Annotated in this window: 20 protein-coding genes; 16 read left to right on the top strand and 4 right to left on the bottom strand. The window is 70.3% G+C overall.

Annotated features, from left to right (window positions below; all coding sequences use genetic code 11):
• Positions 1-127 precede the first annotated feature (127 nt).
• From eccB to OG776_RS14005, 7 genes are all read left to right on the top strand, one after another.
• Entirely contained in the window at positions 128-1,654 is a 1,527-nt protein-coding gene (eccB, locus tag OG776_RS14035; RefSeq protein ID WP_329320922.1) for a type VII secretion protein EccB, read from the top strand.
• 17 nt (positions 1,655-1,671) lie between these two features.
• Complete coding sequence (gene mycP, locus OG776_RS14030) at positions 1,672-2,931, top strand: type VII secretion-associated serine protease mycosin (RefSeq protein WP_148010773.1); 1,260 nt, start codon at positions 1,672-1,674, stop codon at positions 2,929-2,931.
• Between the two features lie 250 nt (positions 2,932-3,181).
• Entirely contained in the window at positions 3,182-3,640 is a 459-nt protein-coding gene (locus tag OG776_RS14025) for a hypothetical protein (RefSeq protein WP_329320920.1), read from the top strand.
• Complete coding sequence (locus OG776_RS14020; protein ID WP_329326423.1) at positions 3,640-5,391, top strand: hypothetical protein; 1,752 nt, start codon at positions 3,640-3,642, stop codon at positions 5,389-5,391. Before OG776_RS14025 ends, OG776_RS14020 begins: the two co-directional genes overlap by 1 nt.
• A gap of 111 nt (positions 5,392-5,502) precedes the next feature.
• Positions 5,503-6,690 (top strand): S8 family serine peptidase, encoded by a 1,188-nt coding sequence (locus tag OG776_RS14015; protein WP_261994659.1) that lies wholly within the window; start codon positions 5,503-5,505, stop codon positions 6,688-6,690.
• A 77-nt stretch (positions 6,691-6,767) separates the two neighbouring features.
• Entirely contained in the window at positions 6,768-7,106 is a 339-nt protein-coding gene (locus OG776_RS14010; RefSeq protein ID WP_148010777.1) for a WXG100 family type VII secretion target, read from the top strand.
• A gap of 68 nt (positions 7,107-7,174) precedes the next feature.
• Entirely contained in the window at positions 7,175-7,477 is a 303-nt protein-coding gene (locus tag OG776_RS14005; RefSeq protein WP_148010778.1) for a WXG100 family type VII secretion target, read from the top strand.
• Between the two features lie 158 nt (positions 7,478-7,635).
• Here the strand turns inward: OG776_RS14005 and eccCa are convergent, their stop codons facing one another.
• The gene (eccCa, locus tag OG776_RS14000; protein WP_329320917.1) at positions 7,636-11,601 is read right to left on the bottom strand and encodes a type VII secretion protein EccCa; all 3,966 of its coding nucleotides are present in this window, start codon (positions 11,599-11,601) and stop codon (positions 7,636-7,638) included.
• Between the two features lie 327 nt (positions 11,602-11,928).
• On the opposite strand from eccCa, the gene eccD reads away from it, so the two are divergent.
• Positions 11,929-13,443 (top strand): type VII secretion integral membrane protein EccD, encoded by a 1,515-nt coding sequence (gene eccD / locus OG776_RS13995; RefSeq protein WP_148010779.1) that lies wholly within the window; start codon positions 11,929-11,931, stop codon positions 13,441-13,443.
• Between the two features lie 142 nt (positions 13,444-13,585).
• Here the strand turns inward: eccD and OG776_RS13990 are convergent, their stop codons facing one another.
• Positions 13,586-13,906, bottom strand: a complete 321-nt coding sequence (locus tag OG776_RS13990) for a DUF397 domain-containing protein (RefSeq protein WP_329320915.1) — start codon at positions 13,904-13,906, stop codon at positions 13,586-13,588.
• A gap of 263 nt (positions 13,907-14,169) precedes the next feature.
• On the opposite strand from OG776_RS13990, the gene rpsO reads away from it, so the two are divergent.
• From rpsO to OG776_RS13965, 5 genes are all read left to right on the top strand, one after another.
• Entirely contained in the window at positions 14,170-14,460 is a 291-nt protein-coding gene (gene rpsO / locus OG776_RS13985; protein ID WP_148010781.1) for a 30S ribosomal protein S15, read from the top strand.
• 366 nt (positions 14,461-14,826) lie between these two features.
• On the top strand, positions 14,827-17,043 hold the full coding sequence (locus OG776_RS13980) for a polyribonucleotide nucleotidyltransferase (protein WP_148010782.1): 2,217 nt from the start codon (positions 14,827-14,829) through the stop codon (positions 17,041-17,043).
• The gene (locus tag OG776_RS13975) at positions 17,040-18,419 is read left to right on the top strand and encodes a M16 family metallopeptidase (protein WP_148010783.1); all 1,380 of its coding nucleotides are present in this window, start codon (positions 17,040-17,042) and stop codon (positions 18,417-18,419) included. The genes OG776_RS13980 and OG776_RS13975 overlap by 4 nt, the downstream gene beginning before the upstream one ends.
• 26 nt (positions 18,420-18,445) lie before the next feature.
• On the top strand, positions 18,446-19,198 hold the full coding sequence (gene dapB / locus OG776_RS13970; protein WP_148010784.1) for a 4-hydroxy-tetrahydrodipicolinate reductase: 753 nt from the start codon (positions 18,446-18,448) through the stop codon (positions 19,196-19,198).
• A 90-nt stretch (positions 19,199-19,288) separates the two neighbouring features.
• Positions 19,289-19,744 (top strand): hypothetical protein, encoded by a 456-nt coding sequence (locus OG776_RS13965; RefSeq protein ID WP_329320911.1) that lies wholly within the window; start codon positions 19,289-19,291, stop codon positions 19,742-19,744.
• 94 nt (positions 19,745-19,838) lie between these two features.
• On the opposite strand, the gene OG776_RS13960 is transcribed toward OG776_RS13965, so the two are convergent.
• Both OG776_RS13960 and OG776_RS13955 read right to left on the bottom strand, forming a co-directional pair.
• Entirely contained in the window at positions 19,839-20,396 is a 558-nt protein-coding gene (locus OG776_RS13960; RefSeq protein WP_148010786.1) for a hypothetical protein, read from the bottom strand.
• Positions 20,397-20,485: 89 nt separating this feature from the next.
• Entirely contained in the window at positions 20,486-20,725 is a 240-nt protein-coding gene (locus OG776_RS13955; protein ID WP_148010787.1) for a hypothetical protein, read from the bottom strand.
• Between the two features lie 177 nt (positions 20,726-20,902).
• Here OG776_RS13955 and thyX point away from each other — a divergent pair, with 177 nt between their 5' ends.
• The 3 genes from thyX to OG776_RS13940 all read left to right on the top strand — a co-directional run bounded on the left by thyX (position 20,903) and on the right by OG776_RS13940 (position 24,576).
• Positions 20,903-21,643 carry an FAD-dependent thymidylate synthase gene (thyX, locus tag OG776_RS13950; RefSeq protein ID WP_148010788.1) on the top strand — a complete coding sequence of 247 codons (741 nt, stop codon included), beginning with the start codon at positions 20,903-20,905 and terminating at the stop codon, positions 21,641-21,643.
• Positions 21,644-21,853: 210 nt separating this feature from the next.
• The gene (gene dapA / locus OG776_RS13945) at positions 21,854-22,753 is read left to right on the top strand and encodes a 4-hydroxy-tetrahydrodipicolinate synthase (RefSeq protein WP_148010789.1); all 900 of its coding nucleotides are present in this window, start codon (positions 21,854-21,856) and stop codon (positions 22,751-22,753) included.
• 137 nt (positions 22,754-22,890) lie between these two features.
• Complete coding sequence (locus OG776_RS13940; RefSeq protein WP_148010790.1) at positions 22,891-24,576, top strand: ribonuclease J; 1,686 nt, start codon at positions 22,891-22,893, stop codon at positions 24,574-24,576.
• Positions 24,577-24,854 lie beyond the last annotated feature (278 nt).

Raw genomic sequence — 24,854 nt, 5'->3', positions numbered from 1 at the left:
GATACCCTACCCGCACCACCGGTCCGCTCCCTCACCAGGCATAGTAGGGGGCCGGTCCGACAACGGAGGGCGGGGGACGGGACCCCCGAGCGCGGGCAGGGCGAGACACGGGGAGACACAGGCACACATGGCATCTCGGCGGGACCAGCTCAACGCCTACACCTTCGCGAAGCGCCGCATGCTCGCGTCCTTCGTCCAGTCGTCCCCGGACGGCTCCGAGGAGGGGGCGCCGCGCCCGTTGCGGGCCGTGCTGCCCGGCACCATCGTCGGGGTGGTCATCCTGGCCGCGTTCGGTGCGTGGGGGATGTTCAAGCCGACCGCCCCGCAGGGCTGGGACGCCGTCGGCGAGAAAGTCATCATCGCGAGCGACTCCACCACCCGCTACGTGGTGCTCAGGACGGACGGCAAGGTGCAGCTGCACCCCGTCCTCAACATGGCGTCCGCGAAACTCCTCCTCAAGACGGGCAAGGGCGAGGTCGTCACCGTCGACGAGTCGATCCTGGACACGGGCACCATCCCGCGCGGTGTCACGATCGGCATCCCCTACGCCCCCGACCGGCTGCCCGCGGCCTCGGAGGCGGGCTCCGCCAAGCGCTGGGCCGTCTGCGAACGCCCGAGCGCGGGCGGCGGGTCCATCCAGAAGGCCGCCTTCGTGCTCGCCTCCCGCGACACGGACAGGACCGAGGGCGCCGGACAGAAACTGCACGGCGGGGACCTGCTGTACGTCGTCGGACCGGACCGGACCCGCTACATCGTGGACGCGCACGGCACCTCGTACGAGGTGGACGGGAAGGACGAGTTCCTGCTGCGCACCCTCGTGGGATCCGGCCGCGAACCCCAACGGGTCACCCAGGAGTGGCTGGAGACCCTGCACCGCGGCGACCGCATCACCTTCCCGGAGGTCTCGGGACAGGTCGGTGCCGACGCCGGTGTCGGCGGGGGTCTGCCCGCCGCGGCGGACAAGGTCGGCATGCTGCTCAAGGCCCCGAACGGCGACCGGGACCAGTACTACGTCGTCGAACCGGGCAAGGTGGTGCCGGTCTCGGACTTCACCGAGAAGCTGCTGCTCAGCAGCCCCGCCCTGGGAGACCTCGCGCAGACCGACGCGCTCGACGTCAGGGTGTCCGACTTCACCCCGGAATCACGGGAGTTCTACGCCGACCACGACTGGCCGACCGAGTCCCCGTCGACCGTCAACGAGGCGGGCACCGGACAGGGCCGCCGCAACACCGTCTGCAACGTCCTGCGGAGCGTCGGCAAGGACCGCGGCACGACCACGCTCAGCACCTGGGCGGGCACCGACTTCCCGGCTCCCCTCCCGACCGGTTCCACCAGCGCGTACGTCACCCCCGGCTCCGGTCAGCTCTACCGCCAGTTCCAGGGCGAGGAGACCAGGGCGGGCGGCGTCTTCCTGGTGACCGACACCGGCCTGCGCTACGCGATGCAGTCCAACGACGACAGCGCCACCGACGACGCGGGCATCGGCACCACCGCGAAGGAACGCGAACAGCTGGAGCAGGAGGCCCAACTGGCCCAGGTCCGCCTGGGGTACTCCGGCGTCGACCCGGCCCCGATCCCCGTCGCGTGGTCGTCGTTCCTGTCCACGGGCCCTCGCCTGTCGACGTCGGCGGCCCGCCAGCCGCAGGGATCCTAGGGACGGAGGATCGTTCCATGCCGTACGCGCCCACCGTGAAGTCCCCGCGTGCCGCGGCCCTCGTCGCCGTCACGCTGATCGCCTGCACCGCCGCGCCCGGCCTGGCGCCCGCGGCGGCCGCCGACTCGTCCACCGACCAGTGCACGTTCCCCAACAAGATGTACGCGGGCCGCCCGTGGGCCCTGCAGCGCGTCCTCCTGGACGAACTGTGGAGCCGTTCCAAGGGCAAGGGCGTACGCGTGGCCGTCATCGACACGGGTGTGGACGTGCACAATCCTCAGCTCACCCACGCCGTGGACACGTCCGCGGGCGTCAACCTCCTGCCCAGGAAGCTGAAGGACGACAACGGGGATCCGATCCCGCGCGGCAAGGAGAACGGCACGACGGACACCGTCGGGCACGGCACGCGCGTGGCCGGCATCATCGCCGCCCGGCCCGCACCGAAGACCGGGTTCGTGGGCCTGGCACCCGAGGCGACGATCATCCCGATCGAACAGAACGACGCCGAGGGCCACGGCACGACGGGCACACTGGCGGACGCGATCCGTCACGCGATCAAGGCCGGGGCCGGCGTCATCAACATCTCCCAGGACACCGCCAACTCGGCGGTGCCGGACGCCGGTCTGGAACGGGCGGTCCGGGAGGCGCTGAGCGCGAGGATCGTGGTGGTCGCCTCCGCGGGCAACGACGGCCTGGGCGGCAACGTGAAGAAGACCTACCCGGCCTCGTACCCCGGCGTCCTGGCCGTCGCCGCCTCGGACCGCAACAACGAACGCGCCGCCTTCTCCCAGTCCGGCGACTTCGTCGGCGTCGCCGCACCGGGTGTGGACATGATCTCCACCGTCCCCAAGGGCGGCCACTGCTCCGACAACGGCACCAGCTTCTCGGCCCCGTACGTGGCCGGCGTCGCCGCCCTCGTCAAGGCCCGGCACCCGGACTGGACCGCGCGCGAGATCGTGGCGCAGATCGAACAGACCGCGGAACGCTCCGTGCCCGGCCACGACCGGCTGGTCGGCTGGGGCGTCGTCGACCCGGTCCGCGCCGTCACCGAGGACGACCACCCCCTGGAGTCACCCGACCCGCGGGACGGCCTGTCCAAGGCGGAGGCCCCCGTCCCCGCCGCCCTCCAGCTGGGCGAGACCGCGGACGAACGCAACACCCGGCTGGCCACGTACGTGGCGGTGGGCGCGGTGGTGCTGGTCGCGGGGCTGGCCGGGGGCGCGGTGGCGATACGGGACGCGCGCAGACGCGGGCATCGGATCGCGGGGACTGAGTAGAAGTACTCATGCCGTCCCGCCCGTTGCGCCCGTAGCCTCGCGTTGCGGGAGTGATCATCGGGGTGCGGCGGGCATGGTGAAGGAGGAGTGAGCCCTCGCACAGCAGTAGCAGAGCTGCTGCATAAGGCAGTTGGGGCTGTCACATGAATTGACTAGAGTGGTTGCGTTGCAGACAGGAACGCTCGGGGGACGCGGTATCCCCGGGCAGGCGACGACAACGGGGAGGGAAAGCATCGTGCTTCCTGCGGACATGGGTGGCAGTGGAGGCGCCGACCTGAGGCGTGGCATGGAGGCGCTGACGACCTTCAAGAAGCGTGTGGACGGCGTGCTCTCGAACTTCAAGGGCTCACCGGGCAGCGCGACGAAGGTCGGAGCCCACACCATCTCCCAGGCGTCGTTCTGCGGAAAGGGCGACTTCGGGGAGGCCAAGGGTCTGCACACGCAGTACGAGCGTGTCCACGAACGTCTCACCACGCTCTCCAAGTCCCTCGGGCTGCAGATCGAGGCGCTCCGCATCGCCGTGCACGGCGCGGACGTCGGCTTCGACAACCTCGAGGAGGAGCTCCGGCACCGCTTCTGGGAGATCCAGACGCAGGTCCGCCACGAGCAGGAGCAGGCGCAGCGCGAGAAGGCCGCGGCCGAGGCCGCGAAGCACGGCACGCCCGAGGAGAAGCGCTCCGACGACACCAAGTCCGAGGCCGGGTACTGATGGGTGACGAGAAGAACGAGCCGGACCACAAGGCCGACCTGGAGCACGTGAACCAGCAGGTCGGCGTCATCGACGCGACCAACGCGGTCTCCGAGATGCTGAACCACACCTTCCTGGGTGGCGGTGTCCGCTTCTTCGGCAAGACCGACTTCGAGGGCCACGAGCTCAACACCATGGTCGACATGGTCGAGTCCGCGAACCCGGAGCACCTGGAGACCGCGGGCAAGGCCCTGTGGGACGCCCGGGACGCGATCAACGACGCCGCAGAGGAACTGAGCGGCCACATCGGCCGGGTCGACTGGGACGGCGAGGCGGGCAGCGCGTTCCGCGTCTGGGGCGGCAACCTCGTCACCCACGCGCGTGACCTCGCCACGTTCGCGGAGGTCGCGGGCACGCAGATCACCGCGGCGGCCACGGGACTCGCGTCCGTACGCAAGTCCATGCCGCCGCGCGACGCCCGGCTGTCCCCCAAGACGGTCGCCGACATCCCGGCACCCAAGCGGGTCGAGGGCAATCACGAGTACACGGCGGCGGTGACGGCCGAGAACCACCGCCAAGAGGCGATCAACCAGATGAACCGGCTGTCGTCGTTCTACGCGGTCTCGGAGGAGACGCTGGCGGCCCAACAGCCACCGGTGTTCGAACCGATGCCGGGGGTGGGGGTGCCGAAGCCGGCCCAGTGGTCACCCGAGAGAAGTACGTCACACGGGGGAACGGAGCACGTCTCCCGGTCGGTCACGAACGAACAGGCGGCCCCCAAGCACCACGCGGTGGAGACCGTGGCGGCGCACACGCCCGTGCACGACGCACCGCCCGCCTCCCACCAAGTGGTCGACTCCGTCACTCACCCGGACGACGGGAAGGACGTGGGGACGGAGATCGACACCGCGGGGACACTCCCGCAGGAGGCCACGAAGCCTGTGGTCGGCATGCCGCCGTCGTCGGCCGGTCCCGGCGGCACCCCGGCGGGCACGGTGCCGCCTTTCGGGAGTGCGCCGGTTCCTCCGTTCGGCGGCCCGGTGGGCCGTGCGGCCGGACTCGGCGGAGCTCCGGTCGGCAGGACGCCCACCTCGCCGCAGGGCCGTGTGAGCACTCCGGGGGGCACCTCCGCAGGGGGCGCGGCACGCGGTCCGGTGGGCCCCGTGGGACGAGCCGCAGCGACCGGTCAGACAGGTGCCCGCGGGGTCACGCCGACCGCCAAGTCACCGATGGGGCGGAGCGTGACGGGCGGGATGCCGCGGTCCGCCGGCACCCTGGGGCGTACCGGCGGTGCCGGGCCGACGGGAGTGGGACGTACCGGTGGCGCCGGTCCCGCGGGCGCGGCACGGACCGGTGGAGTCGTCGGAGGGAGGCCCACCGCGAACGAGACACCGGGCAAGACCGGCCCCAGAGTGCCGCGCGGCACGGTCATCGGCGCCGAGGGCCAGACCGGATCCCGTACGACGGGCGAACGGCCCGGTCAGCGGGGGGTGATCGGTGCGCCGAGCTCTGCGACGGGTGGCGGCGGCCGACAGCAGGCCCGCCGGAGCACCGGCAATCCGGACGGGGTCGTCGGCGAGCCCAAGAGCCGTACCTCCGGCACCAGGAACAACGGATTCACCTCCGGCGGCGCCGGTCTGGCCCGGGGCGCGGCGGACAAACAGGGCTCCGACCGGGCACGGCGCAGGAACGGCTCACGCCGTGAGGAATCGACCGAGGACAAGAAGCGTCCGCGCGGTGACGAGCGGCGCGACGTGCCGCCGACCGACTGACCGACCGACCGGATACGAGCGAGGACACACACAGGCATGTTGTCAGGGATCAGCCGACGCGGTGCGTGGACAGGACCCTTCGCCGGGCGAAACGGCAGAAGGGTGTCCGCCGTGGGCTCGGCGCTCGGCGCTTTGACCGTTCTGTCGGCCGGACTGGCGCCGGGCGCGGCGGCCGACGACGTCCAGTCCCAGCAGTGGTACCTGACGGCGATGAAGGCCGACGAGATGTGGAAGGTGAGCACGGGCAAGGGGGTGAAGGTCGCCGTCATCGACTCGGGCGTCAACGCCGGGACCCCCTCCCTGAAGGGGCAGGTGCTCGCCGACGAGGTTCCGAAATCGGTCTCCTACCACGTCACCCAGGACTACGACGGTCACGGGACCAGCATGGCGGAACTGATCGCCGGTACGGGCGCCGGAGGTGGCCTGAAAGGCCTCGCACCCGGGGCGAAGATCGTCCCCTACCGGATCGCGTTCAAGGGTCTGAAGAGCCCGGCCGAGAAAAAGAACACCCCGAGCGCGGCAGAAGCGATCAGGGCTGCTGCCGACACCGACGCGAAGATCATCAGTATGTCGTTCGGTGGTCCGTACTTCGACCCCGACGACGAGGCGGCGATCAAGTACGCGCAGTCGAAGGGCAAGTTGATGTTCTCCAGCGTCGGCAACGAAGCGGAGACGAAGAACTCCATCGGCTATCCGGCCGGCTACCCGTTCGTCGTAGGAGTCGCCGCCGCGGACAAGACCGGAAAGGTCGGGAAGTTCTCGGAGCACGGCAACTACGTCGATCTCGCGGCCCCCGGCCTCGACGTGCCCACCTGGTGCGACGCGACGTTCAAGTCGTACTGCCCCGGCGTGGGAACGAGTATGTCCACCGCCATCACCTCCGCCTCCGCCGCCCTTGTCTGGTCCGCCCACCCCGACTGGACGGCCAACCAGGTCCTCGGGAGTCTCATAGACACCGCGGGACGCGACTGGCCGAAGAACGAGCCGAGCAACTACCTCGGATACGGCCTCATCCGGCCCCGCAAGGTGCTGGAGAACACCGGCATCGACCCCGGCCCGGCCAAGACCGACCCGCTCAGTTACGAGAACGGGACGGGCGTGACCGGCGCCTCTCCCTCCGCCGCCGCGTCAACCGCGTCACAGCCCCCGAAAACCACCACCGGCGACCGGACTTCGGCGGCAGGATCGAGCGCCGAGTCGTCCGGCGGCACCCCCTGGGGGCCGCTCGCCGGTGCCGCGGCCGTGCTGGTGGTCGCGGGCGGCGCCTTCGCGGTGATCCGTTCACGGCGCCGCGCATGACCACCTCGCACGTCCGGACCACTCGGTGACGTGCGCGCAAGGAAGACGAACCACAACCCACGAAAGGGAGTGCGGACATGGCCGACGGCCGCAAGTTCGACGACGACCGGGTACAGAAGCTCCAGACGAACGTCCTGGACCGGTACGAGTCCATCAAGAAGCAGCTCGCCGCCCTCCAGGGGACCATCGACATGATCGAGGCCAGCTGGACGGGCGTCGGCGCCAACGCCTTCAACAAGAAGCAGACCGAGATCAACGACAACATGGCGCAGATCGGCCGGATGCTCGACCGGTTCCTCGAGAACCTGCACCTCACCAAGTCGGACAAGATCAAGCTCGAGGACGAACTCCACTCGACGATCTCCAACATCCAGGTGGACCTCGGCGGCAAGACCTCGGCGCTCAACAGCTACTGACCGCACCGGACCGCACCGTCCCCCGGACCGCGAAGGTCCGTCCCCGATCGTCAAGGAGATGAGGAAACATGTCCGGCGTCCACTACCAGGACCTCGCCGTCAAGTACGGCACCCTGGACGCGCTCACCACGGAACTCGGCAACCAGGCCAAGAAGCTCGAGGAAGACCTCGGGGCGCTCAAGCAGGCCGTTCTCGACGCGGCGGAGGGCTGGGGCGGCGAGGCCTACGACGCGTTTCAGGCGCAGTCGAAGGAGTGGGACAACCACGCCACCGCCGTGCACCAGGCGCTGCTGTCCATCTCGCAGAAGGTCCACCAGGCCGGCGGTGACTACCGGGGCGGCGACCTCAAGGGAGCCAGCTACTTCCAGTAGGACCCGAGGGCACGGACGACCGGGGTGGGCACGCACGGGAGGTGCCCACCCCGTCGCGTACCCGCGCCGTGCCCGGGCCCGTACCCGTGCCCGGCAGGATGCCGGGCCGGGGCGAGCCGCCGCCGTGCCGGCTCACCCCGTCCCGCCCGCGCCGCGGGTCAGTACGTCCCCTCCGGTACCAGCCCCGTCTGCACCAACGGCTTCCCCCGCCGCCGTGACACGAACACGCCCCGCCCCGCGGGCATCGGCCGGGGCCGCACCCCGCCGAGGACGTCACCCTCGCCCGGATCACCGGCGAGCACCACACCCTGCGCGCCCAGCTCCTTCATCCGCTGCATGAAGGGCTCGTACGAGGCACGCCCCGCGCCCGCCGTGGAACGGGCGATGATGAACCGCACGCCCACGTCTCGCGCGAACGGCAGCAGTTCCGTCAGCCCGCTCAGCGGGTTGCCGCTGGACGTGGAGACGAGGTCGTAGTCGTCGATGACGACGTACACCGTCGGCCCCCGCCACCAGCTCCGCTCCCGCAGCTGCTGCGCGGTGACCTCCGCCGTGGGCGTGCGGCGCTGCATCAGGTCCACCAGCGCCGCCATGTGATGGTCCATCGCGTTGGACATGGGGATGTACTCGGCGAGGTGCGTGGCGGGCGTGACGTCCAGCAGCGAGCGCCGGTTGTCGACGACGAAGAACTTGCAGTCGTCGCCCGGATAGCGCTCGGTGAGTTGCTTGATCAGCAGCCGCAGCAGGTTCGACTTGCCGGACTCGCTCTCGCCGTAGACGAGGAAGAACGGGTCCTGCTCGAAGTCGACGTAGACGGGTTCGAGGTTGTCCTCGTCGAACGCGAAGGCGACGCCCCGGCGCGGGAAGCTGTTCCCCGTCGGCAGCTGCTCCGACGGCAACTCACGAGGCAGCAGCCGCACTTCGGGTGCGCCCGGCGCCTCCCAGTGCCGGGAGACCTCCGTCGCCAGCGCGGCCGTCGCGTCGGCGAGATCCGTGTCGGAGGTCAGACCGTCGATCCGCGGTACGGCCCCCATGAAGTGCAGCTTCTGCGGCGACTGGCCGCGTCCCGGCACCCCGGTCGGCACGTTCGCCGCCACCTTGCGGTCCAGCTCGGAGTCCATGGTGTCGCCGAGCCGCAGCTCCAGGCGGTTCATCAGGTGGTCCTTGAGGTTCGCCCGGACCTCCATCGACCGGGACGCGGTCAGCACCAGGTGGATGCCGTAGCCGAGTCCGCGCGCGGCGATGTCCAGGACGACGCCCTCCGCCGCCTCGTAGTCGCCACGGAAGTTCCCCCAGCCGTCGATGACCAGGAAGACGTCCCCCCACGGCTGGTCGGCCACGGAGATCCCGCCGCGCGCCCGCTTCGTGCGGAACTCCGCGATCGAGGAGATCCCGGAGGAGCGGAAGTACTCCTCGCGCCGGGTCATGACGCCGTACACCTCGGCGACCGTGCGCCGCACTTTCTCCGGGTCCAGGCGCGAGGCGACACCGCCGACGTGCGGGAGCCCGGCGACCGCGGCGAGACCGCCGCCGCCGAAGTCGAGGCCGTAGAACTGCACCTCGTGCGGGGTGTGGGTGAGGGCGAAGGAGGCGATCAGCGAGCGCAGCAGCGTCGACTTGCCCGACTGCGGGCCGCCGATGATCTGCATATGGCCGGCGGCGCCCGAGAAGTCCACCCACAGCGGGTCGCGGCGCTGCTCGTACGGCTTGTCGACGAGCCCGACGGGCACGACGAGCCGCCCCGCGCCCTCGTAGCCGGGCTGGGTGAGCCCGCGCCCCGGCACGGCCGCCAGCCCCGGCAGCAGGCCGTCCAGCGACGGCGGGCTGTCCAGCGGCGGCAGCCACACCTGGTGGGCGGCCGGGCCCTGCGCCTCCAGCCGGCGCACGATCACGTCGAGCACGGTGTCGGCGAGGGCGTCGTCCGTCTCCGCCGTCGCCGCCGGGCGCTGCTGGGGCACGGCCACGTACTGCACCGGCACCTCCGCCGCCGTGAACAGCACGGGCCGCCGGTCCACCGGCAGCGCCCCGCCGAGCGCGGCCTGCGCCGGACCCGTCCGGTACACCCCGGAGACGTACGCGGCCTTGAAGCGCACCATCTCGTCGGTGCCGAACTTCAGGAATCCGGAGCCGGGCACGTTGGGCAGCTCGTAGGCGTCGGGGACGCCCAGCGCCGCCCGGGACTCGGCGGCGGAGAACGTACGCAGGCCGACCCGGTACGACAGATAGGTCTCCAGACCGCGCAGCCGGCCCTCCTCCAGACGCTGCGAGGCCAGCAGCAGATGCACGCCGAGCGACCGGCCGATGCGGCCGATCTGCACGAACATCTCGATGAAGTCGGGCTTGGCGGTGAGCAGTTCGCTGAACTCGTCGATGACCAGGACGAGCGAGGGGATCGGCTGGAGGGCGGCGCCCGCGGCACGCGCCTTCTCGTAGTCGTGGATGTTCGCGTAGTTGCCCGCGTCGCGCAGCATCTCCTGGCGGCGGTTGAGCTCGCCGCGGATGGAGTCGCCCATGCGGTCGACCAGCGTCAGGTCGTCCGCCAGGTTGGTGATGACGGCCGCGACGTGCGGCATCTGCGCCATCCCCGCGAAGGTGGCACCGCCCTTGAAGTCCGCGAGGACGAAGTTCAGTGTCTCGGAGGAGTGCGTCACCGCGAGACCGAGCACCAGGGTGCGCAGCAGCTCCGACTTGCCGGAACCCGTCGCGCCCACGCACAGTCCGTGCGGCCCCATGCCCTCCTGCGCGGCCTCCTTGAGGTCCAGCATCACCGGCCGGCCGTCCTCGCCGACACCGATCGGCACCCGCAGCCGCTCGGCGAGCGAACGCGGCCGCCAGGTGCGCTTGGTGTCCACCGAGGCCGCGTCACCGAGGCTCAGCAGATCCGTGAACTCCAAGTTGGCGAGCAGCGGTTCGTCGTCGTCCCCGCCCGATGCCATGCGCAGCGGCGCCAGTTGCCGCGCCAGCGCCTCCGCGGACTCGTACGAGAGGACGTCCGGCGTTCCCTCGTAGACGAGACCGTGCCCCGACTCCAGGTGCAGCGCGTGCGGCTGCACGACGACGGAGAGGTCGCCGCGGGCTCCGGAGAGTTCACCGGGCACCACCTCGACGACCGTCACGCCCTGCAGGCCCTCCACGGTGGCCAGCACGGAGTCCGGCGGCAGCGACAGGCCGTCGAGCACGAAGACGATGTGGGGCTCGTCGGGCAGCGGGGTCGCGCCCGGGTGGAAGCGCGGGCGCCCGGTCAGCCGGGTCGCCAGCAGATCCTCCAGCTCCCTGGTGTCGGCGCCGATCAGCCGGCGGCTGCCCGCGCCGTCCACCGCGCCGGCCGCCTGCGCGTGCGGCAGCCACTTCGCCCACTCCCAGTGCGGCAGCTCCTCGCGCCCGGCCGCGACCACGATCAACAGGTCCTCGGGCGAGTGCAGCGAGGCCAGCGAACCGGTCAGGGCGCGCGCCGAGGCCCGTACGGAGCCCGGGTCACCGCTGATCGTCACGTGGTAGAAAGCCCGCAGCGAGACCGCCATCGGCAGGGCGTCCAGGACACTGTGGGTGGCCACGAAACGCTGCATGGCCCCCGCGGTCAGCGGCTCCAACTGCTCGACCGGCCCGGTGTCGGGGGAGACCAGCGGGGTCGCCAGCGACTGCGGGCCGAGACCGACGCGCACCTGGGCGAAGTCCTCGTCACCCGGTCGCCGTTCCCACACCCGGCTGCCCTCGGCGACCAGCGCCCACAGCTGCTCGGGGGAGGGGTGCTGGTAGTACTGGGCGTCGCGCTGCGCACGCGCCGTGTCCAGGGCGGCCCGCCGGGTCTGCGACAGATAGCCGAGGTAGTCGCGGCGAAGGTCCGCCAACTGCCCCTGGGAGCCGCGCCGGAAGCGCACCACCATCGCGATGGACATGGCGACCGTCGACGCGATCATCACCATGCCCATGATCTTCATGAACGGCTGCCCGTTGGTGAAGAAGAAGACCACCGAGCCGCCCATGCCGAGCGTCGGCAGCAGCTGCATGAGGACGCTCTCCTGGTGCCCGCGCGGAAGTTCCGGCGGTGGCTGCAGGACGACCTCGTCCGTGGGTACTTCGGACGGCAGCGCCCTGGGCGGGCGCTTGACGATGATTTGGCTCACTGCTCACCAATTCCCTTGCCGGCCCCAGGGTCTTCCGCCCGCCGCCCCGTGTCAGGCGGACGCAGGCCGCCGCGCGATCCTACTGACTTCCCGCCGAGGCCACAGGGGACGGGTGGGCGGTAAGGTGCCGGATGTTCGCGTGAGCACACGTGAACAGGGCTGGAGAATCACGGCATTTCGCGCGATGTGGAGGCGCGTGGGGCCCGGGGTCCGGTCATACGGGCCGCTTTCCGTCGCCCGGCCGCGCGGCCGGCCCGGTGTGCGGAGCAAAGAGACGCAGGACCTTCACACCGTAGACGCAGGACCATCACTGAGGGGGAGCAGCAGGTGAGCATGACGGCCTCCGCGACAACCACCGGAGCCGGCGGGCCGGGTCCCGGAGCCCCCCAGGGGGGCGGCACGGGCCTGGGCTTCTGCCGGGTCACCATCGTCGCGCCGGACAGCCGTATCGACGTGGCGCTGCCCGACGACATCCCCGTCGCCGACATCTACCCCGAGGTCCTGCGGCTCTCCCAGCAGAGCCCCGCGGAGGGCGCCCCGGTCGGCTACCACCTCGTACGCCGCGACGGAACCGTCCTCGACAGTTCCCGCTCCTTCGCCGCCCAGCGGATCCTCGACGGTGAGCTCCTGACCCTGCGCCCCTTCTCCGAGTCGCTGCCGCCCGCCGTCTTCGACGACGTCTCCGAGGCCGTCGCGTCCGCGGTGACCCGGGAACGCAGCCTGTGGAGCGGTGACCTGACGCGGGCCGCGGGGCTCGTCGGCGGCGCCGTCCTGCCGACCCTGCTCGCCTTCGTCACCTGGACCGCCGATCCCCGCCACGACATGCACAGCCTGCCCGGCATCCTCGCGGGCGTCACCGGCGTGCTCCTGGTCGTCCTCGCGGCGGTCCGCGCCCGGATCTACGACGACCGCGCCTCCGCGGTCGCCCTCGGGCTCGGCGCCCTGCCGAACGTGGGCGTCGCGGGCTCCGGCCTGCTCGCCGTCGCGCACGGCGAGGGCATCGGAAAGCTGCAGTTCCTGCTGGCCTGTGCCGCCGTACTGGTCGCCTCGGTGATCCTGACGCTGTGCTCGCCGCGCGGCGACGGCCCGTTCGTCGCCTTCGTGTTCGCCTCCGGCGTCGGCCTGGTCACCGAGTTCGTTGCACTGCTCGCGCACTGGACGCCCACCGAGACCGCCGCGCTCTGCGCCCCGGTCGCCGTGGGGGCCTTGGCCTTCCTGCCGGGCATGTCCATGCGCTTCGCCCGCATCCCGATCGGATTCGACCCCCCGAACGCCACCCCGCGCAGCGCGTACGGCGCCGAGCCCGCCCCGCCGGAGCCGGTCGACGCCGACCGCATCGAGGCACAGACCCGGCGCGGCCACGAACTCCTCGTCGGCCTGGTCGGCGGATGCGCGCTGCTCGCCGTCGGCGCCTCGGCGGTGCTCGGCTTCTCGGACGACCTCTGGGGCCGGCTGCTCGCCCTCGCCACCGGCGTCGCCCTCCTGATGCGCGCCCACCTGTTCCGCTACACCGCGCAGGTCGCCCCGGTCCTGGGCGCCGGCCTCGGCGCCCTCGTCCTGCTGGGTCTCGGCCTGGCACTCCATCCGCCGCACTCCCTGGTGCGCGACGCCCTCGCCGGGGACCGCGCGGACCTGGACATCCGTACGGTCTGGCTGGTCGCGGCGATCGCGGCGGCGACCGCGCTGGTCACGGCGCTCGGCCTGATCCTGCCGCGCGGAGGGCTCACCCCGTTCTGGGGCCGCTTCCTGGAGATCGCCGAGAGCTTCGTGCTGCTCACCCTGATCCCGCTGGCACTCGCGGTCTTCGACGTCTACGGCACGGCCCGTTCGATGACGGGCTGACGGGCTGACGGGCTGACGGGCTGACGGGCTGACGGCTGACGTGCCCGACCGGCCAGGGGACCGGCCCGGACCGTGACGGTGGGGGCGGCCGCCCGTCAGGCGACCGCCCCCACCGTCGTTCCGTCTGCTCCGGCCGCGCGGGCTACTCCGCCGTGGGACCGCCCTCGTGCGGCGACGGCTCCAGATCGAACTCGCCGTCCCGGGCCCCCAGCACGAAGGCCCGCCACTCCGCCTCCGTGTAGCGCAGGACCGTGTCCGGGTCGAGCGACGAACGCATGGCCACCGCGCCCGCGGGCAGGTACGCGATCTCGACCCGCTCCTCGTGCTCCTCCGTACCCGGCGCGCTCTGCCACTCGGCGCCCGAGATGTCGAGCGCGTAGAGCTCGTCCCTCTCCCGCTCCTTGCGCGCCCTGACGTCCTCGTCCCCGACGTCGACGCCCCTGTCCGCTGCTGCCTCGGCCATGTTCGGACGGCCCCTTCCCCACGTACGGTTGACCTCTGTCGTCACCCTAGTGGCCGGACCGGAGCCGTCCGCGGGGTTCGCGGACCCGGACGGACGCGTCCGGCCAGGCTGGTACCCTGTGTAACGGCCGTTTGTGTACGCACCCCCGGAGCGCCGCTCTGGAGGCCGCGCCCAGCGGATCCCCGCCTCCCGAGTAACGGAAGCCCCCCTGAGAATTCGACCAGGGGCACTCGGTGGCAGACATGAGACTACGAGGAGTACGCGTGCCGCTCGACGCCGCTACGAAGAAGCAGATCATCAGCGAGTTCGGTCAGAAGGAGGGCGACACCGGCTCTCCCGAGGTCCAGGTCGCCATGCTCTCGCGCCGGATCTCGGACCTGACCGAGCACCTCAAGACCCACAAGCACGACCACCACTCCCGCCGTGGTCTTCTGATCCTGGTCGGCCAGCGTCGCCGCCTGCTTCAGTACCTGGCCAAGAAGGACATCCAGCGCTTCCGTGCGCTGGTCGACCGCCTGGGCATCCGCCGTGGTGCGGCCGGCGGCGCCAAGTAAGACGCCGTGAAGGGAGCGGTTCCCACCTCTTGGGAGCCGCTCCTTTTGCTGTACGTGCCCTCTACGTGCGGAGTGTCACCCACGCTTTGTAGTGTGGTAGCACGAGGCAGTACCGACACGAAGAACACCGCACGCACGACACAGCGTGACGACGCCCCGCCCGCCGGGTAGGGACCGTCATGACTGACGAACGAGGAGAAGCGCACCTCGCCGCCGCCGGTCCTCGGTAGTGGCCCCCGGGAGATTGCGACCCCGGGTGCTTCGATCGAAGACCGGCCCGCACCAGAAGGAGCGCTTCTCCGCCACCGTCCCCCTGCCACACGGGCAGGACGGGACGAAAGACGAAAAGTATCGGAGAAAACGCTAGTGGAGAACGAGACCCACTACGCCGAGGCCGTGATCGACAACGGTTCCTTCGGCACCCGCACCATCCGCTTCGAGACGGGCCGCCTGGCCAAGCAGGCCGCCGGTTCCGCCGTGGCGTACCTGGACGACGACACCATGGTGCTGTCGGCCACCAGCGCTTCCAAGAAGCCCAAGGACCAGCTCGACTTCTTCCCCCTCACGGTGGACGTCGAGGAGCGGATGTACGCCGCCGGCAAGATCCCCGGCAGCTTCTTCCGCCGTGAGGGACGCCCCTCCGAGGACGCCGTCCTCACCTGCCGCCTGATCGACCGCCCGCTGCGCCCGTCCTTCAAGAAGGGCCTGCGCAACGAGATCCAGGTCGTCGCCACGATCATGGCGCTCAACCCCGACCACCTGTACGACGTCGTGGCGATCAACGCCGCCTCCGCGTCCACCCAGCTGGCCGGTCTGCCCTTCTCCGGCCCGGTCGGCGGCGTCCGCGTCGCGCTGATCAACGGCCAGTGGGTCGCGTTCCCGACGCACACCGAGCTCGAGGACGCCGTCTTCGACATGGTCGTCGCCGGTCGCGTCCTGGAGGACGGCGACGTCGCGATCATGATGGTCGAGGCCGAGGCCACCGACAAGACGATCCAGTTGGTCAAGGGCGGCGCCGAGGCGCCGACCGAGGAGGTCGTGGCCGCCGGCCTCGACGCCGCGAAGCCCTTCATCAAGGTCCTGTGCAAGGCGCAGTCGGACCTCGCCGCGAAGGCCGCCAAGCCGACCGCCGAGTTCCCGATCTTCCTCGACTACCAGGACGACGTCCTGGAGGCCCTCACCGCCGCGGTCAAGAGCGAGCTCGCCCAGGCGCTCACCATCGCCGGCAAGCAGGACCGCGAGGCCGAGCTGGACCGCGTCAAGGAGATCGCCGCCGAGAAGCTGCTCCCGCAGTTCGAGGGCCGCGAGAAGGAGATCTCCGCCGCGTACCGCGCCCTGACCAAGAAGCTGGTCCGCGAGCGCGTCATCAAGGACAAGGTCCGCATCGACGGCCGTGGCGTCACGGACATCCGTACGCTCGCCGCCGAGGTCGAGGCCATCCCGCGCGTGCACGGCTCCGCGCTGTTCGAGCGTGGCGAGACCCAGATCCTGGGCGTCACCACCCTCAACATGCTCCGTATGGAGCAGCAGCTGGACACCCTCTCCCCGGTGACCCGCAAGCGCTACATGCACAACTACAACTTCCCGCCGTACTCCGTCGGAGAGACCGGCCGCGTCGGCTCCCCGAAGCGCCGCGAGATCGGCCACGGCGCGCTCGCCGAGCGCGCGCTCGTGCCGGTCCTGCCGACCCGCGAGGAGTTCCCCTACGCGATCCGTCAGGTGTCCGAGGCCCTCGGCTCCAACGGCTCGACGTCCATGGGCTCGGTCTGCGCCTCCACCATGTCGCTGCTGAACGCGGGTGTGCCCCTCAAGGCCCCCGTCGCCGGTATCGCCATGGGTCTGATCTCCCAGGAGATCGACGGCCAGACGCACTACGTCGCCCTCACCGACATCCTCGGCGCGGAGGACGCCTTCGGCGACATGGACTTCAAGGTCGCCGGCACCAAGGAGTTCGTCACCGCCCTCCAGCTCGACACCAAGCTGGACGGCATCCCGGCCTCCGTGCTGGCCGCGGCCCTCAAGCAGGCCCGCGACGCCCGCCTCCACATCCTCGACGTGATGATGGAAGCGATCGACACGCCGGACGAGATGTCCCCGAACGCCCCGCGGATCATCACCGTCAAGATCCCCGTGGACAAGATCGGTGAGGTCATCGGCCCCAAGGGCAAGATGATCAACCAGATCCAGGAGGACACCGGCGCCGAGATCACGATCGAGGACGACGGCACCATCTACATCGGTGCCGCCGACGGCCCGGCCGCCGAGGCCGCCCGCGCCACGATCAACGGCATCGCCAACCCGACCATGCCGGAGGTCGGCGAGCGCTACCTGGGCACCGTCGTGAAGACGACGACCTTCGGCGCGTTCGTGTCGCTGCTGCCGGGCAAGGACGGTCTGCTGCACATCTCGCAGATCCGCAAGCTCGCCGGCGGCAAGCGTGTGGAGAACGTCGAGGACGTCCTCGGGGTGGGCCAGAAGGTCCAGGTCGAGATCGCCGAGATCGACTCCCGCGGCAAGCTCTCCCTCATCCCCGTGATCGAGGGCGAAGGCGACGACGACAAGAAGGACGACACCGACCAGTGACGTCTCGTAGCTCCACGACGACGGCCCGCACCTCTTCGGAGGCGCGGGCCGTCGCCCGTACCCAAACCCTCATCAAGGGCGAGAACGGCATTGGTACGGTCCGCAAGACCACCCTCCCCGGCGGCCTGCGCATCGTCACCGAGACGCTGCCCTCCGTCCGCTCGGCGACCTTCGGCATCTGGGCCCATGTCGGCTCCCGCGACGAGACGCCGGCTCTGAACGGCGCCACCCACTACCTGGAGCACCTGCTCTTCAAGGGCACGAGCCGCAGGTCCGCGCTGGACATCTCGTCCGCCATCGACGCGGTCGGCGGCGAGATGAACGCGTTCACGGCCAAGGAGTACACGTGCTACTACGCACGCGTGCTCGACACCGACCTCCCGCTCGCCATCGACGTGGTCTGCGACATGCTGACCGGCTCGCTGATCGAGCAGGCCGACGTGGACGCCGAGCGCGGTGTGATCCTCGAAGAGATCGCGATGACGGAGGACGACCCGGGCGACTGTGTGCACGACCTGTTCGCGCACACCATGCTCGGTGACACCCCCCTCGGCCGCCCGGTCCTCGGCACCGTCGACACGGTCAACGGCCTCGGCGCGGACCGCATCCGCCGCTTCTACAAGAAGCACTACGACCCGACCCACCTGGTCGTCGCCTGCGCGGGCAACGTCGACCACAACAAGGTCGTCCGCCAGGTCCGCGCCGCCTTCGAGAAGGCGGGCGCCCTGAGGGAGACCGCCGCCGAGCCGATCGCCCCGCGCGACGGCCGCCGGGCCATCCGCACCGCGGGACGCGTCGAACTGCTCGGCCGCAAGACCGAGCAGGCCCACGTCGTCCTCGGCATGCCGGGCCTCGCCCGCACCGACGAGCGCCGCTGGGCCCTGGGCGTCCTCAACACCGCCCTCGGCGGCGGCATGTCCTCCCGCCTGTTCCAGGAGGTCCGCGAGAAGCGCGGTCTGGCCTACAGCGTGTACTCGTACACCTCGGGCTTCGCCGACTGCGGCCTCTTCGGGGTGTACGCGGGCTGCCGGCCGAGCCAGGTCCACGACGTGCTCAAGATCTGCCGCGACGAACTCGACCACGTCGCCGAGCACGGACTGTCGGACGACGAGATCGGCCGCGCCATCGGCCAGCTCCAGGGCTCCACCGTCCTCGGCCTCGAGGACACCGGCGCGCTGATGAACCGTATCGGCAAGAGCGAGCTGTGCTGGGGCGAGCAGATGTCCGTCGACGACATGCTGGCCCGGATAGCGTCGGTCACCCCGGACGAGGTCCGTTCGATCGCCCACGACATCCTGGGACAGCGGCCCTCGCTGTCGGTCATCGGTCCGCTCAAGGACAAGCAGGCGTCCCGCCTGCACGAAGCGGTCGCGTAAATCCCGTCTCTGTTAGGAACGAAGCAATGAGCAAGCTGCGCGTGGCGGTCCTCGGTGCCAAGGGCCGGATCGGGGCCGAGGCGGTACGAGCCGTCGAGGCCGCCGAGGACATGGAGCTGGTGGCCGCGCTGGGCCGGGGCGACAGCCTGAAGACGCTCGTCGACACGGGCGCGCAGGTGGCGGTCGAGCTGACCACGCCGGACTCGGTGATGGCCAACCTCGACTTCTGCGTCCGCAACGGCATCCACGCGGTGGTCGGGACCACGGGCTGGACCGACGAACGCCTCGCACAGCTCACCACGTCACTGGCCGAGTCGCCGGAGACCGGGGTGCTCATCGCGCCGAACTTCTCCATCGGCGCCGTCCTGACCATGAAGTTCGCCGAGATCGCCGCGCCGTACTTCGAGTCCGTCGAGGTCGTCGAGCTGCACCACCCGAACAAGGTGGACGCGCCCAGCGGCACCGCCACGCGCACCGCCCAGCTCATCGCCGCGGCCCGGGAGCGGGCGGGCAGCGCCCCGCAGCCCGACGCCACGGCCACCGCGCTGGACGGCGCCCGCGGTGCGGACGTCGACGGCGTCCGGGTGCACTCGGTCCGGCTGCGCGGTCTCCTCGCGCACCAGGAGGTCCTGCTCGGCGGCGACGGCGAGACCCTCACCGTGCGCCACGACTCACTGCACCACAGCAGCTTCATGCCGGGCATCCTGCTCGGCGCCCGCCGCGTGGTGAGCACACCCGGCCTCACCTTCGGCCTGGAGCACTTCCTGGACCTCGGCTGAGCCGAGGGACGCGGGACCCACGGACTCGACGAACCCCGACGGCCCCGATAAAACCCGACGAATCCCGACGGACACGGACACCTGGCAGACATGCGCGCGAAGATCACCTACGCCGTCACGGCGGCCGTCCTGGTCGTCTATTTCGTCCTGGTCGGCAGCCGTGGGGTGCTGCTCATCCAGAACGGCACCCTGATCACCGTCACCTTCGGCATCGCGGTGCTGATCCTGCCGGTCATCGGTGTCTGGTTCCTCTGGAAGAACACCCAGTTCGTACGCAAGGCCAACCGGCTCGCCGCCGAGCTCGACGCGGAGGGCGGCCTGCCGGTCGACGAGCTGCGGCGCACCGAGGGCGGGCGCATCGACCGCGACTCGGCCGACGAGGTCTTCGCCAGGCGCAAGGCCGAGACCGAGGACGCGCCCGACGACTGGCGCAACTGGTTCCGCCTCGCGGTCGCCTACCACGACGCCCGGGACACCCCGCGCGCCCGCAAGGCGATGCAGAGGGCGATCGCCCTGCGCGAGGGCAGGTCTCCGGCGGAGGCCTGAGACACGTCGCCGCGGTTCCTCCTCGGCCACGGCACGGCGAAGGGGCCGGTCCGCCCGACGCGGACCGGCCCCTTCGCGCGTGGTCGGACGCGGCTCAGCCGATCCGGTACTCGTCGGCCCAGACCTCGACGGCGTCCGCCGCCCGGTCGAAGGCCTCCGTGCGTGCCAGGAAGTCGGAGTTGTGCGAGGTCAGCAGCGGGGGTACGGCGTCGGCGGCCCGGTCCCTGCGCACCAGGACGAGCGCCTGACCCTGCACGGTGCGCGGCAGCCCCAGCCAGCGCACCGGCTGCTGGACGGTGCGCACGGCGACGACCTGCTGCCAGGGCGCGGTACTGGTCGTGAGGAAGCCCACGCGCCGCAGCCCCCGGGCGCTCACCCAGACGCCCATCCGCAGCAGCCGCAGGGCGCTCAGGACGACGAGCACGGCGACGAGCAGACAGGCCACGGCCCCGGAACGGCTCCCGGCGAACGCGGTGATCACGGTGGCGACGAGGACATAGGCGGAGAGCAGCAGGATCAGCGCGGCCAGGCCCACCCGCCACGGCCCGGGCCGGTAGGGACGCCGCCATTGGTCGCGGTCGTCGAACGGCAGGGCGTGATCGTCCGCAGCCTCGTCAAAAGCACGGTCCGCCGTCAGGAAGGGCAGGGGCACGACTGATCCTCACTCAATCCACGCATGGGTGTGCCCGGTGAGGTTATCGAGCCGGGTCCCCGCCCACCACCCTCGGGGGTCCGGAAGTGTCAGCGGCCGTCCGAGGCCTCGGAGTGCTGTGTATGGGCCGGGGACGGGTCCTGCGACAGGGCGGGCATGCCGAGGATCAGGGCCCCGACGAGCCCGGCGGCGAGGGTGAGTCCGGTGAGCCAGCGCCCGGCTATCTGGCCGGCGGAGGCCCGCTCACGCGGTGGGGGAGTGACGTTGCTGCGGAAGGTGTCGGCTTCGGCGATGAAGGCGAAGGGTACGGGCTCGCGCCGACGGAACATGGGAACTGCGTCTCCTCTGGAGTATCGAAGGAATCTCCTTCACCGATACAGACGTACGAACGCCCTCCATGGTGCCCAGTTTCGCCGAATTCATTGCGGCAAGGACCGAACGCCCCGGTATCGACGCCCCGTAGAGTGGCGGCGTCAAGAGCTGTGATGGGAAGGACCCCCCGAACCGTGACCGAAACCCCCGCCGACGATCTCAAGATCGACCTCCGCAGCGACGTCTCCGTCGAGCTGGTCAAGCACTCCGCGGCCGACTCCGACGTGCTGTTCGCCGCCCGTGTCTCCACCGTCGGGGAGCAGTCCCTCGACGAGATGGACAAGGACCCGGAGCGCTCGAAGGGGTTGATCAACTACCTGATGAGGGACCGGCACGGCAGCCCCTTCGAGCACAACTCGATGACGTTCTTCATCAGCGCCCCGATCTTCGTCTTCCGCGAGTTCATGCGGCACCGCGTGGGCTGGTCGTACAACGAGGAGTCCGGCCGGTACCGCGAGCTCCAGCCGGTCTTCTACGTCCCGGACGCGTCGCGCAAGCTGGTGCAGCAGGGCCGCCCCGGGAAGTACGTGTTCGTCGAGGGCACCGAGGAGCAGCGCGATCTCGTCACGGGCGCCATGGAGGAGTCGTACCTCGCGTCGTACCGGACGTACCAGGAGATGCTCGCCGCCGGCGTCGCCCGTGAGGTGGCCCGCGCCGTCCTCCCGGTCGGCCTCTTCTCGTCGATGTACGCCACCTGCAACGCACGCTCCCTGATGCACTTCCTCGGTCTGCGCACCCAGCACGAGCTCGCCAAGGTCCCGTCCTTCCCGCAGCGGGAGATCGAGATGGTCGGCGAGAAGATGGAAGCCGAGTGGGCGAAGCTCATGCCGCTCACGTACGCGGCCTTCAACGCCAACGGTCGCGTGGCGCCGTAGGGCGCGCCTGTGCGCCTTCCGGCACAGATGTACGGATCAGCCGAGCGAGGTGTCCGTATTGCGGCATTTCGAGAAGTTCATCTAGCCTGATCAAACGGACCCGGCACTGCTTGAACCCCCGAGCAGGCAGTGCCGGGCTCCGCATTTGTCGTCCTTTGTCCTGTCCCCCGAGGGCAGACCCCGCCCTGAGCAGCGAGTAGCGTGTTACCCATGGCTCCGACCTCCACTTCGCAGACCCCCTTCGGACGGGTCCTCACCGCCATGGTCACGCCCTTCACGGCGGACGGCGCACTCGACCTCGACGGTGCCCAGCGGCTAGCCACCCACCTGGTGGACGCGGGCAACGACGGCCTGATCGTCAACGGCACCACCGGCGAGTCGCCGACCACCAGCGACGCGGAGAAATCGGATCTCGTACGAGCCGTGCTGGCGGCGGTCGGCGACCGCGCCCATGTCGTCGCGGGCGTCGGCACGAACGACACCCACCACAGCATCGAGCTCGCCCGGGCCGCGGAGAAGGCCGGCGCGCACGGCCTGCTGACCGTCACGCCGTACTACAACAAGCCCCCGCAGGAGGGCCTGTACCGGCACTTCTCGGCCATCGCCGACGCGACCGAACTGCCCGTGATGCTCTACGACATCCCGGGCCGCAGCGGCGTACCGATCAGCACCGAGACGATCGTCCGCCTGGCCGCGCACCCGCGCATCGTCGCGAACAAGGACGCCAAGGGAGACCTCGGCCGGGCCAGCTGGGCCATCGCCCGCTCCGGCCTCGCCTGGTACTCCGGCGACGACATGCTGAACCTGCCGCTGCTCTCGGTGGGCGCGGTCGGCTTCGTCTCCGTCGTCGGCCATGTGGTCACCCCGGAGCTGCGCGCCATGCTCGACGCCTACACCGCGGGCGACGTGCAGAAGGCCACCGAGATCCACCAGAAGCTGCTTCCGGTCTTCACCGGCATGTTCCGCACCCAGGGCGTCATGACGACGAAGGCCGCGCTCACCCTCCAGGGCCTGCCCGCGGGCCCGCTGCGCGCCCCGATGGTCGAACTGTCACCCGAGGAGACCGCCCAGCTCAAGATCGATCTTGCTGCCGGCGGGGTACAGCTCTAAGTACGGACTTCACAACTGAATACGCACGACGACGCAGGCCAGAGGCCTGCGCCCCACACAGACAACAGCTACTGCACGAACGTCATGCACGCCACGTGCCTTGCCAGGTACGTGGCGTGTGTGGTGAGGAGAGTCTTTTGAGTCATCCGCATCCTGAACTCGGCCCGCCGCCCAAGCTTCCCCGGGGGGGTCTGCGGGTCACCCCGCTCGGCGGCCTCGGTGAAATCGGCCGGAACATGACCGTCTTCGAATACGACGGCCGTCTGCTGATCGTCGACTGCGGAGTGCTCTTCCCCGAGGAGGAGCAGCCCGGAATCGACCTGATCCTGCCGGACTTCACGTCCATCAGGGACCGCCTCGACGACATCGAGGGCATCGTGCTCACGCACGGCCACGAGGACCACATCGGCGGCGTCCCGTTCCTCCTGCGTGAGAAGCCGGACATCCCCCTGATCGGCTCCAAGCTGACCCTCGCGCTCATCGAGGCGAAGCTGCAGGAGCACCGCATCCGCCCCTACACGCTCGAGGTCGCCGAGGGCCACCGTGAGCGCATCGGCCCCTTCGACTGCGAGTTCGTGGCGGTCAACCACTCCATCCCGGACGCCCTCGCGGTCGCCATCCGCACCCCCGCCGGCATGGCCGTGCACACGGGCGACTTCAAGATGGACCAGCTTCCGCTGGACGGCCGCCTCACGGACCTGCATGCGTTCGCGCGTCTGAGCGAGGAAGGCATCGACCTCCTCCTCTCGGACTCCACGAACGCCGAGGTCCCGGGCTTCGTCCCGCCCGAGCGCGACATCTCGAACGTGCTGCGCCAGGTCTTCGCCGGAGCCAGCAAGCGCATCATCGTGGCGAGCTTCGCCAGCCATGTGCACCGCATCCAGCAGATCCTGGACGCCGCCCACGAGTACGGCCGCCGGGTCGCCTTCGTGGGCCGTTCGATGGTCCGGAACATGGGCATCGCGCGCGATCTGGGCTATCTGAAGGTCCCGCCGGGCCTGGTCGTCGACGTGAAGACGCTGGACGACCTCCCGGACCACGAGATCGTCCTGGTCTGCACGGGCTCGCAGGGCGAGCCGATGGCCGCGCTGTCACGCATGGCCAACCGCGACCACCAGATCCGCATCGTCCAGGGCGACACGGTGATCCTGGCCTCGTCGCTCATCCCGGGCAACGAGAACGCGGTCTACCGCGTCATCAACGGGCTGACCCGCTGGGGCGCCAACGTCGTCCACAAGGGCAACGCGAAGGTGCACGTCTCCGGTCACGCCTCCGCGGGCGAGCTGCTGTACTTCTACAACATCTGCAAGCCGCGGAACCTGATGCCGGTGCACGGCGAATGGCGCCACCTGCGCGCCAACGCCGAACTGGGCGCGCTCACGGGAGTGCCGCACGACCGGATCGTCATCGCCGAGGACGGCGTCGTCGTCGACCTGGTCGGGGGCAAGGCCAAGATCTCCGGCAAGGTCCAGGCGGGATACGTGTACGTCGACGGCCTCTCGGTCGGCGGAGTCGGCGAGCCCGCGCTGAAGGACCGCAAGATCCTCGGTGACGAGGGCATCATCTCGGTCTTCGTGGTGATGGACTCCAGTACCGGCAAGATCACCGGTGGCCCGCACGTGCACGCCCGTGGTTCGGGCATCGAGGACTCCGCGTTCGCGGACGTGGTCCCGAGGGTCACGGAGGTCCTCGAGCGCTCGGCGCAGGACGGGGTGGTCGAGCCGCACCAGATGCAGCAGCTCATCCGCCGCACGCTGGGCAAGTGGGTCTCGGACAACTACCGCCGGCGCCCGATGATCCTCCCGGTCGTCGTCGAGGTCTGACCCTCCTTCACATGCGTCAACCCGGAGCGGGGCGCCTCGATTTGCATCGAGGCGCCCCGCTCCAGTACGTTTACGGCTCCGCCTGAACGGGAACCCGGCACAAACGTGTGCCTGGACCACCCCGAGGGGGCGGAAATTCCGACTCAGAATCTCTGATAAAGTCGGAGTCGCCGGAAAGGGAAACGCGAGAGCGGGAACCTGGAAAGCGCCGAGGAAATCGGATACGGAAACGGTCTGATAGAGTCGGAAACGCAAGACCGAAGGGAAGCGCCCGGAGG

This window comes from Streptomyces sp. NBC_01689 (assembly GCF_036250675.1).
Taxonomy (GTDB): domain Bacteria; phylum Actinomycetota; class Actinomycetes; order Streptomycetales; family Streptomycetaceae; genus Streptomyces.
This window is presented reverse-complemented; position numbering and strand designations above follow the sequence as displayed.